Consider the following 14349-nt stretch of genomic DNA (forward strand, 5'->3'; position numbering starts at 1 on the left):
ACACCACTCCCCACGCTTGTCAACCGATTGGTTGAGAAAGATGCCAGGGCAGCGGCTCGCTACGCCGAAGGGCGCTCGACTTCCGACTCTCCCCCTGCTTCGACGTTGGCGGCGAGGCGACCGAGAAGATCGGAGAGCAGGGCGCGCTCCAGATCCGTCAGACCGTCATTGAGCCGCTCGTCGAAGACCATCGCCGCCTCACGCATCCGCAGGAACGCCGCCTCGCCCTCCTCCGTGAGGCTCACGACGTGGATGCGGCGGTTGTCCGGATCGCGATGGCGGGAAACCAGGCCACGCTTGTCGAGCGCATTGAGATGGTGCGTAACCGTGGCCTCACGCAGCCCGACGGCCTGGGCCAGCTCACGCTGGGTGCCCGGACGCCCGATCTTGAGGTTGAGCAGGATCAGCCACACCGGCAGCGATCCGCCTGCCTGCTCCAGCGCGTCGTCGAAGGCTCGGCTCACCACGCGGGCCGCCTGCCCGAGTTGGAGCCCGGTGGGCGTACGCATCGGGGGCGTCGGACGGGGCGGCTTCGGGCTCTCCATGGCGCGAGCCTAGCAGGATGCATAGATGCCGAACCCTTTGACTTCTAAGCATTAGAGGTCTATGTTTCTCGGCGAAGGCAGCACAAGACACTTCGAGAGTCCTCACACCGCGAGGGACCGAGCGAGAGAGCCGAGAGGGAACCGACCGTGAACGCACTGCAGAACCGCGTCGCCCTGGTCACCGGCAGCTCCCGGGGCATCGGGGCAGCCATCGCCGAACGCTTCGCCGCCGAGGGCGCCCGCGTGGTCATCCACGGACGCGACGCCGAGGCGCTCGAAGCCGTCCGAGCCAAACTCGCCGCCGCCGGGGCGGAGGTGCTGGCGGTGTCCGCCGATCTGACCCGGTTCGACGAGATCGAGGCGTTGCGCGCCCAGGTTGAGGCCTCCTTCGGCCCCGTGGACGTCCTCGTCACCAACGCCGGAGGCAATCCGGTGCCGCCCGGCCCGATCGAGCTGATCAGCGAGGAGGGCTGGCGCGCCAGCATCGATGCCAACCTCACCAGCACGTTTCTCACCGTCAAGAGCTTCCTGCCGGGCATGAAGCAGCGCGGCCACGGCAGCATCGTCACCCTGTCGTCCGCAGCAGCCCGCCGTCCGACGGCGCACTCCCCCGCCCCCTACGCGGCAGCCAAAGCGGGTGTCGAACTGCTCACCCAGTCCCTCTCCCTGCAGGCCGGCCCGCACGGCGTTCGGGTCAACTGCATCGCCCCGGAGACGATCCTGACGGAGCGCAACCAGCGCCAGATCCCCGCCGAGGTCCAGCGCACCATGGTCGACGCCCACCCGGTCCGCCGCCTCGGCACGCCGGAGGACGTCGCCGAGGCCGCGCTCTTCCTCGCCGCGGAGTCGGCGTCCTGGATCAGCGGCGTGGTCCTGGATGTGGCGGGAGGCTCAGTCCTGGCATAGGGGCTCGGCCCGGCTCAAGGCTCAGTCCTGGCGTGAGCGTTCGAGGTGCTGCTCGCGGGTGATCGCGAGGACGACGACGGACTGCCCGTGTGAGGGGACGACCGCGTCCTCCGCGTAGCGCAGCCCGAGCTTCTCCATCACCCGCCCCGAGCGCTCGTTGTCCGGGTGCCGGATGCTGACGACCCGGTCGAGGCCGACCACCGCGAACGCGTGGTCGAGCAGCGGCATCGCCGCCTCCGTGGCGTAGCCGCGCCCCCAGAAGGCCCGCCGGAACCGCCAGCCGATTTCGACAGCGGGCAAGATCTGCGGCAGGAACCGGGGTACCGCGAGAGTGACCCAGCCGGCGTACTCACCGCCGTCGCGGGTGATCACCGACAGCATGCCGTAGCCGTTCTCCGCCCACCCCTGCCGCGCACGGGCGACGATTCCGGCCGTCGATTCGCGATCCGCCGGCCCGACGTTGCCGTCGCCGATGTAGCGCATGACGTCGGGGTCGGTGTTCATCTCCAGCAACGGCTCGATGTCGGCCTCGGTCGGGGGTCGGAGCAGGAGTCGGGCGGTGGTCAGCGTCGTCGGAGCGATCTTCTCGGGCATGGTGACACCCTCTCAGCGTCCAGGGTCCGGGCGCGAGGGCGTCAGGCCGCAGCGGACTCCACGGTCACCCCGAGGTGCTCGCGCAGTGCCTGACGGCCCGTGTCCGTAAGGGCCAAGGCCCGGGAGGTGCCGATTCGGGTGAGCCAGTCGGCGGCGAGCGCATGGCTGCAGAGCGCGGCGCCCACCGCGCCTGCCAGGTGAGGACGGCGCTCGGTCCAGTCCAGGCACGCGCGCACCAACGGTCGGCGGGAGCCGGTCGGCAGGACGACTCCGACCTCGTCCAGCCAGGCCGCGCCCGCCGCGGTCAGGCGCGACTCCCGCCCCAGATCCAGCAGCCCTTGTTCGACCATCGCGTCGGCGATCGTCAGAGCCACCTCTCCGGCCAGGTGGTCGTAGCAGACACGAGCCCGCGCGAGAGCCCGCTGCCGCCCTGAGGCCGACAGCGACCGCGGCGGCTGGACCCGGCGCGGGGCCAGCTCCGCAAGGCTCTCCAACAGCGCGGCCACTCGCGGATCGGCCAACCGGAGATACCGGTGCCGCCCCTACCGCTCCTCGACCAGCAGCCCGCCCCGCACGAGCAGGTTGAGATGCTCCGTCGCCGTAGACGCCGCGACCCCGGCACCGCGCGCCAACTCGTTCGCGGTCCAGGCACGCCCGTCCAGCAGAGCCAGGCAGAACGCGGCCCGCGTCCCGTCAGCCAGCAGCTTGGCCACCTCGGCCACGTCCACGCCCATGTCGTCGTGGCCTGCATGTCGTCGGGCTTCCATATATCCCATTGTCGCCACCGTCGCTTCGGCGCCCACCGAAACGTCGGCGGCCTACGGCGAAGGAACTGCAGGCGCGCGTGGGTGTGGGCGTGCCGATGGGCCGCTTCCCGGGGTGGGTGGCGGCTGGTCGGCGGGGTGGGGGTGGCTAGTTGTGGTGGGGGTAGCGGGTGTTGGGTGGGGGTGGGGTGTCCGGTGGTGGGACGGCGTTGGGTCGGCCGTTCCGCATTTCGAGTTCCCAGCCGGTCTGGTGGAGATCGGTGTGGTGCTCGTTGCAGAGCAGGGCGAGGTTGCCCAGGCTCGTTTCGCCGCCGTCCGCCCAGTGGACGACGTGGTGGGCTTCGCACCAGGTCGGTGGCCGGTCGCAGCCGGGCCACACGCAGTGCCGGTCCCGCGCGACGACCGCATCCCGCAGATGCGCCGGGACGGTGCGGGTCGCCCGGCCGATCGAGACCGGCTTGTCCTGCCCACGCGTCAGGATCACGCGCAGCTGACAGTCACACGACTCCTTCCGCGCCTGCCAAGCGGGAAGCTGGTAACCCCGGGTCGTGGTCGCCGCAGCCTTCGGCCGCAGCAGCCCCGAAAGCTCATCGCCGTCGTCGGTGGCGAGTGCGGGGTGGGTGGGGCAGGACTCCCGGAGGGCGTCGAGGTCGGCGATCAGGGTCAGGTGCGGACGCTGCCCACCCGTCGTCGGCAACCTGTCCGAACCCAGCGCGAGGTCAGTGACGGTTTCGAGGGCGTCGCCCATGCGCTCACTGTGGGTCCGGGTCTCGCCCTCGACCGGGGTACCCATCGCCGCCTCCAGCGCGACCCGCAGCTTCTCCCCCGCCACCGGCGAGAGTTCACCGGACAGGACCCAGAACGGCCGGTCACTGGTCCCGGTCGCGGACAGCTTGACCCAGGACTGGAACACCGCCGGAACTTCGCCCGCGTCGGTGTCCTGCTCGGGGACCAAGTGGGCGTGGATCTGCTTCGCCGCCTGACGCACATGCGCCAGGTGCAGCTTCGGGGTCTGCTCGACCATCAACACCTCCGCCGCACGACGCGCGGCGGTGTCCTCGATCGGGGCCAGCTCCTTCGCGAGGATCTCCACCTGGTCCGTCGACAGCGTGCCTTCCGCTTGGGCCTGACGGATCGTCGGAAGCTTGTCCAGATCCCGCGCCAGACTCACCAACCGGTTCGCGTGACCCTGGCCCATCTGCGCGTGCGTCCGCAGGAAGCCCTTCGTCGACCGACACCGCACCGCCGTCGCACCGCCCACGCGGTCGAACACCGCCAGACGACGCAACTTCTGCGCATCCAACATCTCCGACAACCGCTCAAGAGCCAGGAACTGCTCCGCGAGGTAATCCACACCCGCGTCCAACAACGCGCCATCGTCCTCGTCCGCGAGCGCCGTCAACAGGTCACGCGCGCACCCGGGAAGAGTCCGCAACGGATCCACGAACCGCGCCTGACGCGAGGAGAAGGGAGTGCCCGAAGCGAAGCGGGAACCCGCCGCATCCTGCGGCAAACCCAGCCAGTCATCACCAGCAGGAGACGGAGAAGGAACAGAAGGGGGAATTGAAGGGAGCCGGGGATCCGAACCAGACGACGAACCCTGGGACTCCGGGGAAACACCCCACCCATGGACGCCATCACCGTCATCACACCCGCCCCCGAACATCGAGGCGTCCATAGAACAATTATGACACCCCGACTACCCCACACCAAGCCCCAACCGTCACCCACAGGAGTGAAAAACCCCAGCTCAGACAGGCCGCGGCCCCGTCCACCCATCCCCACCCGCACAACAAAAAACCGGGATGCTTGGCATCCCGGCAAAAGGCCCGTATATTGGAAAATCCGTGTCGTAATCGCCATGCGTACTCGCAAAGCAATGCCCACGGATCAGTACAGCTTCACTATATCCGAGCGGGAGCAGAATTGTCAAACGTGCCGAACGAAGAAATGCGCCGCGAGCAGGATTTCCTCGACCGGCTCCGCGCGCGCGTCGTCGCACTCGAGACGGCGGCCGGCGAGGCCGTCAGCGCCGCGCTTCGGCAGGACGTGATCTCCGCCCAGTCGCGGCTGGAGCGGGACGTGATGGTGGCGGAGCAGTCGGGGCTGCTCGCGGCGTTCGCGTCCGGTGAGGAGGGGCTGTGCTTCGGCCGGCTGGTGTTCCAGGACGGGGGTGATCACCACATCGGACGGATCGGGATCCGGGCGGACGACGACGAGCGGACGCCGCTGGTGGTCGACTGGCGGGCCGACATGGCGCGGCCGTTCTACCTCGCCACCGGGCACACGCCGATGGGGCTGCGCCGCAGGCGGCACATCACGACGCATCGCAACCAGGTGACCGCGCTGCACGACGAGATCCTCGACCTGGAGGACACGGAGCGCTCGGGGTACGAGGGCTCCGACGCCGATGCGGTGCTGCTGTCCGCGCTGGACGCGGCCCGTACCGGGCGGATGCACGACATCGTGCAGACCATCCAGGCCGACCAGGACCGGATCATCCGCGCGCCGCACCAGGGCGTCATGGTCGTCGAGGGCGGACCGGGGACCGGAAAGACGGCCGTGGCGCTGCACCGCGCCGCCTATCTCCTCTATGCGCAGCGCGAGTTGCTCGCCCGACGGGCCGTGCTGATCGTCGGGCCGAACGCCGCGTTCCTCAGCTACATCGGGCAGGTGCTCCCCTCCCTGGGCGAGACCGGCGTGCTGCTTGCGACGCCGGCCGAGCTCTACCCGGGCGTGGTCGCGACCGGGAGGGACACACCGCTCGCCGCCGCCGTCAAGGGCGGTGCGGCCATGGCGGACGCACTCGCCGCGCACCTGCGGGACCTGCAACGACTGCCTGAGCAGGCCGCGTTGGTGATCGAGCACGAGGACGGAGTGCTGCTGCTGGACCGCCAGATCGCCGCCGCCGCGCGCGAGCGCGCCAGGGCGGCGCAGCTGCCGCACAACCTGGCCCGGCCGCACTTCGCCTTCTCGGTGATCGACCAGCTCACCGCGCAGCTCGTCGAGCGGATCGGCGCGGACCCCTACGGCGGGCCGAACCTGCTCGGGCCGGACGACCAGGCGCAGTTGGGCAAGGCCGTGGCCACCAGCCCCGCCGTGCATGCCGCGATCGAGGAGCTGTGGCCGCTGCTGACACCGGAGCAGCTGGTCGCGGACTTCCTCGCCGACCCGACCCACCTCCCGCACCACGAGGCCGAGGCGATCCGGCGACCGGACCCGTCCGCGTCCGTCCCGCCGCAGGAGCCGGACTGGACGCCGGCCGACGTGGCGCTGCTGGACGAGGCCGCGGAGCTGCTGGGCGACGACGACTCGGCGCGGCGTGCGGCCGAGGAGGCGCGGCGGCAACAGGCGATCGCGTACGCGCAGGGCGTGCTCGACCTCTCCTACGGCTCGCGGACGCTGGAGTTCGAGGACAAGGACGAGGAGGACTCGGAGGTGCTGGCCGCGCACGACCTGATCGACGCGGAGCGGCTGGCCGACCGGCAGGAGGAGCTGGACCACCGCAGTGCGGCGGAGCGCGCGGCGGCGGACCGGACGTGGGCGTTCGGGCACATCATCGTCGACGAGGCGCAGGAGCTGTCGCCGATGCTGTGGCGGCTGTTGATGCGACGCTGCCCGACCCGGTCGATGACCCTGGTCGGTGACCCGGCGCAGACCTCCGAGCCGGGCGGCTGCGGCAGTTGGGACGCGGCGCTGACGCCGCACGTCGGGGACCGGTGGCAGCGGGTGGTGCTGGACGTCAACTACCGCACCCCGGCGGAGATCATGGACGTGGCCGCGCGGATCCCGCAGGCGACGGACCCGGCGTACACGCCGCCGCGCTCCGTCCGGTCCACGGGTGTGCCGCCGCGCGCGGAGCACGTCGCGGACACGGCGGCGCTGCCTGCGGCGGTGGCGCGTGTGGTCGCGGAGGAGCAGCGGGCGCTGACCGGCACCGAGCGCCGTCTGGCCGTGATCGCCACTCCCGAGCACCACGCCACGCTGCTCGCGGAGTTGCCCATGGCGTCGGCCGCGACCGGGTCGCTGGAGGTGACGCCGGACCTGACCCAGCCCGTGGTGCTGCTGACTCCTGGGCAGGCCAAGGGGCTGGAGTTCGACGCGGTGGTCGTGGTCGAGCCGGACGGCTTCGGGGCGAACGAGCTGTATGTGGCGCTGACCCGTGCCACGCAGCGGCTCGCCGTCGTCCATGCCGACACGCTTCCGCACGCTCTCGCGCCGGCCCTGACGGAGCCGACGCGGACGCGGGCGGCGATCTGACAGGAGCGACCGTCCGACCCGGGCCGCAGTCCAACGCGGGCCACAGTCCAGCGCGGGGCCGGTGACACGCCGTGTGCAGAGTATTCACGATCGGGCAACGGTGTGGTGACCCGGAGTTCGCGACGGTCGATCATGATCGTGGTGAGTCCGGGCGCAAGACCCGTTCGAGGACGCGGAGGGCACCCAGCTGGTGGCCGGGAACCGGTGACCAGTGACGGCTGACCGGCGACCCGCAGCCGGTCACGTTACGCTGCCCACGGCGGGCCGGGGCCTCGGCCTCGGCCCGCTTCTCGTCCCTGTCGATCACCCTCGCGAGGCCCCTGCATGACGACGACGCCCGGCACCGCCACTCCTTGGCTGCGCATCACCACCCCGCGCCCGAACGCCCGACTGCGGCTGGTGTGTCTGCATCCGGCCGGGGCTGGGCCGATGTTCTTCCGCACCTGGGACGCCGCGCTGCCGGAGGACGTCGAGGTCGCGGCGGTCCAACTGCCCGGGCGGGAGAGCCGGTTCGCCGAGAAGCCGGTGCAGGACTTCGAGCAGGCGGTCGCCGCCCTGCACGCGGCGCTGCGTCCGGTGCTCACCGGGTCCACTCCGTACGCGCTGTTCGGACACAGCATGGGCGCGCTGCTCGCGTACGGGCTGGCGGTCGCGGCGCGGCGCCATGGTGACCCGGAGCCGGTCCGACTCTTCTTCAGCGGGTCCGCCGGCCCGGGTGTGCCGCGTCGCCACAAGGGGCGGCACGCCTGGACCGACGCGGAGATCGTCGCCGACCTGCGGGCGATGGGCGGCACTCCCGAGGAGGTGCTGGCCGACCGGGAGTTGCTGGAGCTGATCCTGCCGCCGCTGCGCGCCGACTACGCGCTGTGCGACACCTTCGAGTCCGCGCCGACGGCAGCGGCCTTCGGCGCGGCGCGCGTCCTGACCTGCCCGGTCTCGATCCTGGGCGGCGAGGACGACGACTACAGCGCCGCGGACCTGGCCCGTTGGTCCGCGGTGACGAGCGGGCCGTCGGTCCAACGGGTCTTCCCCGGCGGGCACTTCTTCCTCACGTCCCCCTCCGCCGACGCGGTCCACGCCGCGGTCCGCACGGATCTGGGACTCTGAGCCCGGGCTCTGAACCCAGGCTCTGAACCCGGGCTCTGGCCCGGCTCGACGGATATCGTGCGTGTCGGTCCTGGCCGAGGCGCGTTGAACGGTTCATGAGCAAGCGAAGCTGCCGTGTCCGGCACGGAAGGATGACCGGAATCCGGGGTCAGGCGCTGGGGCTGGTGGTCGCATCCGTTGTGGCCGCGCTCAGCGGCTGCGCGGCACAGGGAAGTTGGACGCTAGGCCAACCGCCTGCGGCAGCCGGTGGCCCGAGCGGGATGCCCACCCCTGCCGTCTCTCCTGGGTCGTCCCACTCACCCGGCACGGCTGCGTCGCCGCGCGGACGGCTCGTGGTACGGGACCGACCGACACCGGCGGCTTCGGCCACCGCGTCCGCCACCCCCACCCAGACCGGCAACGACGAAAGCAGCGGCAACGGCCGGGGATCCGCCGCGTCGGCACGGCAGCGGCACGTCCGGCCCACGACCCATGCCATGGACGGCGGGTCACGTCACAGGGTCTCGGGGATGCCGCCCTTGCAGAGCGGGCGTCAGTCGTGCACCGAACTCGCCAAGGAAGTCGGGCTGCCTGAGAGCCTGGCTGCCCAGTGCCACGCGATCTACGGATGAATGAGTGAGCGGACCGCCCATACGCAGCAGCACGACGCCCCGTGGTCACGGAGCCTTGCTGCTCCGTGACCACGGGACCTGGGTGGACCCTAGACGGCGCCCACTGTGCCCACTGTCCTGCCCGTCCCGACCGTCCCGACCGTCCCGGCGGCGACCGTGCGGCCGCCCTCGCGGACCGCGAAGCCGAGGCCGGGCTCCAGCGGAACCGGCTGACCGAGCGTCACCTCGACGTCGACAGTGTCGCCCGGCATCGCCAGCGGCACGCCGTCCGGCAGCACGAGGTCGCCGACGACGTCACCGGTGCGCAGGTAGAACTGCGGCCGGTAGCCGCTGGTGATCGGCGTGCGGCGACCCCCGTCCGCCGTGCTCAGCAGGTGCAGCCGGGCGGTGAACGAGTCGTGCACCGCGGCGGTGCCCGCCGCCGCGACCACCTGACCGCGGCGCACCTCGCCGCGCTGGACGCCGCGCAGCAGCAGCGCGACGTTGTCACCCGCCTCCGCGCTGTCCATGGTCCGGCCGAAGGTCTCCACTCCGGTGACCACCGAGACCACCTCCGAGCCGTAGCCCAGCACGTCCACCCGGTCGCCCATCCTGATCCGACCACGCTCGACCGCCCCGGTCACGACGGTGCCGCGGCCGGTGATGGTCAGCACGTTCTCGATCGGCATGAGGAACGGCACGTCGGTGTAGCGGACGGGCGTCGGCACGTACGCGTCGACCGCGTCGAGCAGCCCCAGCAGCGCGGCCGACCACTGCGGGTCGCCCTCCAGGGCGCGCAGCCCGGAGACCCGGACGACCGGCAGTCCCTCGCCGTCGTAGCCGTGGGCGGTGAGCAGCTCGCGGACCTCCAACTCGACCAGGTCGAGCAGCTCCGGGTCCCCGGCGTCGGCCTTGTTGAGCGCCACCACCACGTGCTCGACGCCGACCTGACGGGCAAGGAGCACGTGCTCGGCGGTCTGGGGCATGACGCCGTCGTGGGCGGACACGACCAGGATCGCGCCGTCCAGCTGCGCCGCGCCCGTGATCATGTTCTTGACGAAGTCGGCGTGGCCCGGCATGTCCACGTGGGCGTAGTGACGGGTGGCCGTCTCGTACTCGACGTGGGAGATGTTGATGGTGATGCCGCGCGCGGCCTCCTCCGGGGCGCGGTCGATGCGGTCGAACGGCACGTAGCTGCCGCCGCCGCGCTCGGCCAGCACCTTGGTGATGGCGGCGGTGAGGGTGGTCTTGCCGTGGTCGACGTGACCCATGGTGCCGATGTTCAGGTGCGGCTTGGTCCGCACGAAGGCCTGCTTGGCCATGGTGATTCTGCTCCGGAAGTCTTGTGTGACAAGCGATCTGACGGGACCTCAGCGTCGGGCCGACCTTCCCCGACTGAGGTCCCGGGGACGCGTCCCGGAGAAGGTCAGCTTCGCGCGCCGCCTGCGGCTGCGACTGCAGTTGCGGTTGCAGTTGCAGTTGCGGCCACGACTGCCGGAATGAGGGCAGCGGCCATCGCACCCGCGACTGCGGGGAACTGGGCGATGGGCTGCGGGAACATGCGGATCATCCTGCCGGTGGAACCCACTCGGGCGCCAACGGTTTTCCACGTGCTCCTACGCGTCAGGAGTCACCGGACCGCAGGAGCGAGCGCGGCCAGGCGTGGGATCAGGGTGGTTGCCGTGCCGCCGAGGACGGCGCTGCGTTCTGCGGCGGTGAGCTCGGCGCTGGCCTCGATCCGGCCGCGGTTGGCGACGGCGAGGTCGCGGCGCAGGTAGGGGTAGTCGGAGCCGAAGACGACGTGGTCGATGCCCACGACGTCGCGCAGCATCCGCAGCACCGGGTCGCTCCAGGACAGGGCGGTGTCCCAGTACAGGCGGCGGAACGTGTCCGCCGCCGTGCCGCGGGCCTCGGCTTCGGGGACGACGTCCATCTCGTCGACGATGCCGAACCGACCGGCCAGGTACGGCACGGTGCCGCCCGCGTGGGAGAGGACGTACTTCACATCAGGGGTGCGGGCGAAGGTGTTGCTGTAGTGCAGCCGGGCGACGGCGCGTGTGGTGTCCGCCGGGAAGTCGACGAGTGAGTCGGGCAGGCCGAGCGCATGGGCGACCGGGTCGGGCGACGGATTGGGGTGCACGAACACCACCGCCGAGCGGCGCTGCAGTTCGTCGAAGAGCGGGTCGAAACGCGGGTCGCCGAGGTAGACGCCTTGGGTGTTGCTGAACAGCACGACGCCGTCCAGCCCCAGGACGTCGAAGGCGTAGGCCAGTTCGTTCAGCGCGCCGTCGGCGTCCGGCAGCGGGAGGCAGGCGAAGCCGCCGAACCGGTCGGGGCGGTCGCGGATCAGCTCTGCTGCCAGTTCGTTGCACCGCCGGGCCAACGCCCGTGCTGCGGCGTCATCGCCGGTGTGCACCCCGGGGGTGCTGACGGAGGTGACGGCGACGTCGATGCCTGCGTCGTCCAGGAACGACAGCGTGCTCGCCCGCGACCACGGCGGCGGCGCGATGCCGCCCACCGGGTGGTCGCCCTCGTTGGTCGCCCGCCAGAAGAAGTCGGGCAGGATGTGGTGGTGGATGTCGACCGTGAACGTCACGGCAATCTCCCTGGTCAGCGTGGTGGACGATCAGCTTGGCCTAACGACGGTGTGAGGGAGTGTCAGTCGGCGTAGACGCGCCGGTGGATGTGCTCGGCCAGCATGATCGTGGTGACGTTGGTGACCGTGGAGGGCACCTCCGGGATGATCGAGGCGTCCACGACGCGCAGCCCGCTGACGCCCTTGACCGCGCCGACCGAGTCGACGACGGCCCAGGGGTCGTGCGGGCCGCCCATCGGGGCGGTCGAGGTGGGGTGCCCGTAGACGGCGACGTTGGCGGCGATGGCCTCGGCCAGGGCCGCGTCGTCGGCCACAGCATCGCCGGGGGCCAACTCGCCTGCGACGAACGGCGCGAAGACATGGTTGCGGGCGATCTCGCGGCCGATCTTGACGGCCTCCAGCAGGCGGCGGGCGTCGCGGGCGGTGCCGAGGTAGTTGGGATCGATGAGCGGTGCGGCGTGGGGGTCGCGGCTCGCCAGTGTGAGCGTTCCGGTCGACTCGGGCAGCGTGAGCGCGGCCATCAGCACGATCGCTCCTCCGGTCGGGCTGAAGGAGCCGGGCATCAGGTGGGTCGCGGTCACCTGGATGTCCAGTTCGTCGCCGACGGCCTCGCTGGACGCCGTCCACAGCAGGGAGCCGACCGCCGGGGTCATCTCCAGGTGATCGGGGGCCAGGGCGTAGGCGTTGACGAAGGCGGGCTGGTCCTGGAGTCGCCGCCCGACGGGCAGGTCGGCGACGACGGGGATGCCCAGCGCGGTCAGGTCGTCGGCAGGGCCGATGCCGGAGCGCAGCAGGATCGCCGGGCTGCCGTAGGTGCCACCGGAGAGGATCACCTCGCGGGCCCGGAACACCGTGCCGTCCGCGGCGACGACGCCGGTGGCGGTGGTGCCGCCCACGCTGTCCGAGCCACCCGAGCTGTCCGAGCCGTCGAACAGGACCCGGTCGACGGTGATGTCGCCGCGCACGGTGAGGTTGGGGCGACGCAGCACCTCGGCGGTCAGGTAGACGAGCCCGGTGTTCTGGCGGACGCCGTCGACGACGTTGACCGGGTAGCCGTCGGCGCCGTTCTGCTCCGCGCCGTTGAAGTCGCGCACCCGCTTGTACCCGTGGGCCACCGACGCCTCGACGAAGCCGAGCAGGGACGGCGTCAGTTCCGCGTCCGCGCGCTGGCGGATCGGCAGCGGGCCGGTCCGTCCGTGGTGGGCGTCGTCACCGGTGGGCGTTTTCTCCAGCATCCGGAACACCGGCAGCACGTCGTCGTAGGACCAGCCCTCGGCGCCGTGCGCGCCCCACTTGGCCAGGTCGGCGGCGCGCGCCCGGACGGCGACGCCCGCGTTCACGGCGGAGCTGCCGCCGAGCACCTTGCCGCGCGGCGTAGCGAGCTGCGGCAACCGGTCGGTGCCCCGGGAGGAGTAGCCCCAGTCGTGCTCCGGGTCGGCGACCCGGTCCGCGTCCAGCAGCGCGGCCGGGTACGCGTCGGGCGCGTACGCCCGCCCGGCCTCCAGCAGCAGCACCTTTCGGGCGGGGTCCTCGCTGAGTCGTGCCGCGAGCACGGCACCGGCGGAACCGCCGCCGACGACAACGACGTCGGCGATCTCCATGGCGTCGGACATCTCAACCTCCAGGTGGATACGCGTATTGACGGATCATCACTTCTTGGCGAGGGCGAGCTGTGTCGAGAGAAACCGTCCGATCCGATCCAGGGCGGCTGCGGCCTCATCAAGGACCGGCAGCTTCACTTGACACTTCAACTATACGCACTCGACTTGAATGTTCAAGTCATCCGCCATGCGAAGAGAGAACGCGGCCGGGCTGTCTCCGGCCGCCCTCCAGGCCGCAGGCTGCGCTCAACCCAGCAGCAGGCTGTTGAGCTGGGAGTGGTTCAGGCTCGTCTCCACCTGCTCCGGGTAGCTGCCGGTGGTCAGCAGCGCCTTCGCGAGGCGGGCGGTGTGGGCGTAGGCGGACTCGGCGATGGCCGCGCCCGCGCTGACCCGGGCCGCGCCGGCGGCGGCGAGGGCAGGGACCGGGAGGGTGCCCGGGGCCACGCTGACGTTGAGCGGGACCTTCACGGCCTCCACGACGGAGGAGATGGTCTCGGCGCTCAGCGCGCCCAGCAGGAAGACGCCGTCCGCGCCCGCCTCGGTGTAGGCGGCGGCGCGGGTGACGACCTCGCGGAACCAGTCCTCCGGGTCGGGGTCCTGCATCCGGAACACGTCGATCCGGGCGTTGATGTAGAGCGGCACTCCGGCGGCGTCCACCGCGCGCCGGGCAGCGGCGATCCGGGCCGCGCTCGCGGGGACCGGGCCGAGCGAGTCCTCCAGGTTGACGCCGACCACACCGGCCGCGAGCACGCCGCGGACGGTCTCGGCGACGCCCTCGGGGTCGTCGGCGTAGCCGCGCTCGATGTCGGCGCTGACCGGGATGTCGACGGCTCCGGCGATCCGCGCGATCGCGGCGATCCCCGTCGCGCGGTCCAGGTGGCCGCCGTCGCCGAAGCCGAGGCTCCAGGCCACTCCCGCGCTCGTGGTGGCCACTGCCTTCGCGCCCGCCTTGGCCACCAGCGCCGCGGACGCGGCGTCCCAGGCGTTCGGCAGGACCAGCGGGCGGCCCGGGACGTGCAGGGCACGGAACGCCCGCGCCTTCTCGACCAGAACCGCGGTGTCCGTGTCAGTAGTCGTCGCCATGCGGTCATCAGATCACAGATCGAGGGCCCGGAGAGGGCCACTCGCGATCTTCCACCCGGCTCGATCCGCCGTCTCCCCGGCCGTCTCCCCGGCCGTCTCCCGGCGGGAGCCTGAGCGCGCACGCGCGAACGTCCCGCGCCCGGGGCCGCCGGTGGGCGGCGCGGGCGCGGGACGTCCTTGGCCCCGCAGGTCACGGCGTGTAGGACCGCGCCGTAACGCACTGCGTCAGCACCTCGACACGTCAACAGGTGAACGTGTCAACGCCTCAGTGAACTCGGCTCAGTTGCGGCCGAATCAGTTGCG

10 protein-coding genes and 1 pseudogene are annotated in these 14349 nt (G+C 71.5%); 3 read left to right on the forward strand and 8 right to left on the reverse strand.

Translation table 11 applies throughout. From position 1 onward, the window contains the following. Positions 1–59 precede the first annotated feature (59 nt). Entirely contained in the window at positions 60–545 is a 486-nt protein-coding gene (locus tag I2501_RS15090; RefSeq protein WP_196194491.1) for a MarR family winged helix-turn-helix transcriptional regulator, read from the reverse strand. Positions 546–692: 147 nt separating this feature from the next. Here I2501_RS15090 and I2501_RS15095 point away from each other — a divergent pair, with 147 nt between their 5' ends. Further along, entirely contained in the window at positions 693–1451 is a 759-nt protein-coding gene (locus I2501_RS15095) for an SDR family NAD(P)-dependent oxidoreductase (RefSeq protein ID WP_196194492.1), read from the forward strand. A gap of 21 nt (positions 1452–1472) precedes the next feature. Here I2501_RS15095 and I2501_RS15100 read toward each other — a convergent pair whose 3' ends face one another. From I2501_RS15100 to I2501_RS15110, 3 genes and pseudogenes are all read right to left on the reverse strand, one after another. Continuing rightward, complete coding sequence (locus I2501_RS15100) at positions 1473–2045, reverse strand: GNAT family N-acetyltransferase (protein ID WP_196194493.1); 573 nt, start codon at positions 2043–2045, stop codon at positions 1473–1475. 41 nt (positions 2046–2086) lie between these two features. Next, positions 2087–2812, reverse strand: a pseudogene (locus I2501_RS15105) (ArsR/SmtB family transcription factor). 145 nt (positions 2813–2957) lie between these two features. Continuing rightward, on the reverse strand, positions 2958–4253 hold the full coding sequence (locus I2501_RS15110; RefSeq protein ID WP_196194494.1) for an HNH endonuclease signature motif containing protein: 1296 nt from the start codon (positions 4251–4253) through the stop codon (positions 2958–2960). A gap of 506 nt (positions 4254–4759) precedes the next feature. Here I2501_RS15110 and I2501_RS15115 point away from each other — a divergent pair. Next, the gene (locus I2501_RS15115) at positions 4760–7069 is read left to right on the forward strand and encodes a HelD family protein (RefSeq protein ID WP_196194661.1); all 2310 of its coding nucleotides are present in this window, start codon (positions 4760–4762) and stop codon (positions 7067–7069) included. A 324-nt stretch (positions 7070–7393) separates the two neighbouring features. Continuing rightward, positions 7394–8176: a thioesterase II family protein gene (locus I2501_RS15120; RefSeq protein ID WP_196194495.1), complete on the forward strand. Its 783-nt coding sequence runs from the start codon at positions 7394–7396 to the stop codon at positions 8174–8176. 700 nt (positions 8177–8876) lie between these two features. Here the strand turns inward: I2501_RS15120 and tuf are convergent. From tuf to I2501_RS15140, 4 genes are all read right to left on the reverse strand, one after another. After that, positions 8877–10088, reverse strand: coding sequence for an elongation factor Tu (tuf, locus tag I2501_RS15125; protein ID WP_196194496.1), 1212 nt, complete (start codon positions 10086–10088; stop codon positions 8877–8879). A gap of 308 nt (positions 10089–10396) precedes the next feature. Continuing rightward, entirely contained in the window at positions 10397–11362 is a 966-nt protein-coding gene (locus tag I2501_RS15130) for an amidohydrolase family protein (protein ID WP_196194497.1), read from the reverse strand. Positions 11363–11424: 62 nt separating this feature from the next. Continuing rightward, entirely contained in the window at positions 11425–12975 is a 1551-nt protein-coding gene (locus tag I2501_RS15135) for a GMC family oxidoreductase (RefSeq protein ID WP_196194498.1), read from the reverse strand. Between the two features lie 234 nt (positions 12976–13209). Then, entirely contained in the window at positions 13210–14046 is an 837-nt protein-coding gene (locus I2501_RS15140) for an isocitrate lyase/PEP mutase family protein (protein WP_196194499.1), read from the reverse strand. Positions 14047–14349: the final 303 nt, after the last annotated feature.

It is taken from the genome of Streptacidiphilus fuscans, assembly GCF_015690355.1.
Taxonomy (GTDB): Bacteria; Actinomycetota; Actinomycetes; order Streptomycetales; family Streptomycetaceae; genus Streptacidiphilus; species Streptacidiphilus fuscans.

Coding starts and splice junctions, on each gene's coding strand:
- I2501_RS15090 (WP_196194491.1), bottom strand. CDS start 545: ATGGAGAGCCCGAAGCCGCCCCGTCCGACGCCCCCGATGCGTACGCCC.
- I2501_RS15100 (WP_196194493.1), bottom strand. CDS start 2,045: ATGCCCGAGAAGATCGCTCCGACGACGCTGACCACCGCCCGACTCCTG.
- I2501_RS15115 (WP_196194661.1), top strand. CDS start 4,760: ATGCGCCGCGAGCAGGATTTCCTCGACCGGCTCCGCGCGCGCGTCGTC.
- I2501_RS15120 (WP_196194495.1), top strand. CDS start 7,394: ATGACGACGACGCCCGGCACCGCCACTCCTTGGCTGCGCATCACCACC.
- tuf (WP_196194496.1), bottom strand. CDS start 10,088: ATGGCCAAGCAGGCCTTCGTGCGGACCAAGCCGCACCTGAACATCGGC.
- I2501_RS15135 (WP_196194498.1), bottom strand. CDS start 12,975: ATGTCCGACGCCATGGAGATCGCCGACGTCGTTGTCGTCGGCGGCGGT.
- I2501_RS15140 (WP_196194499.1), bottom strand. CDS start 14,046: ATGGCGACGACTACTGACACGGACACCGCGGTTCTGGTCGAGAAGGCG.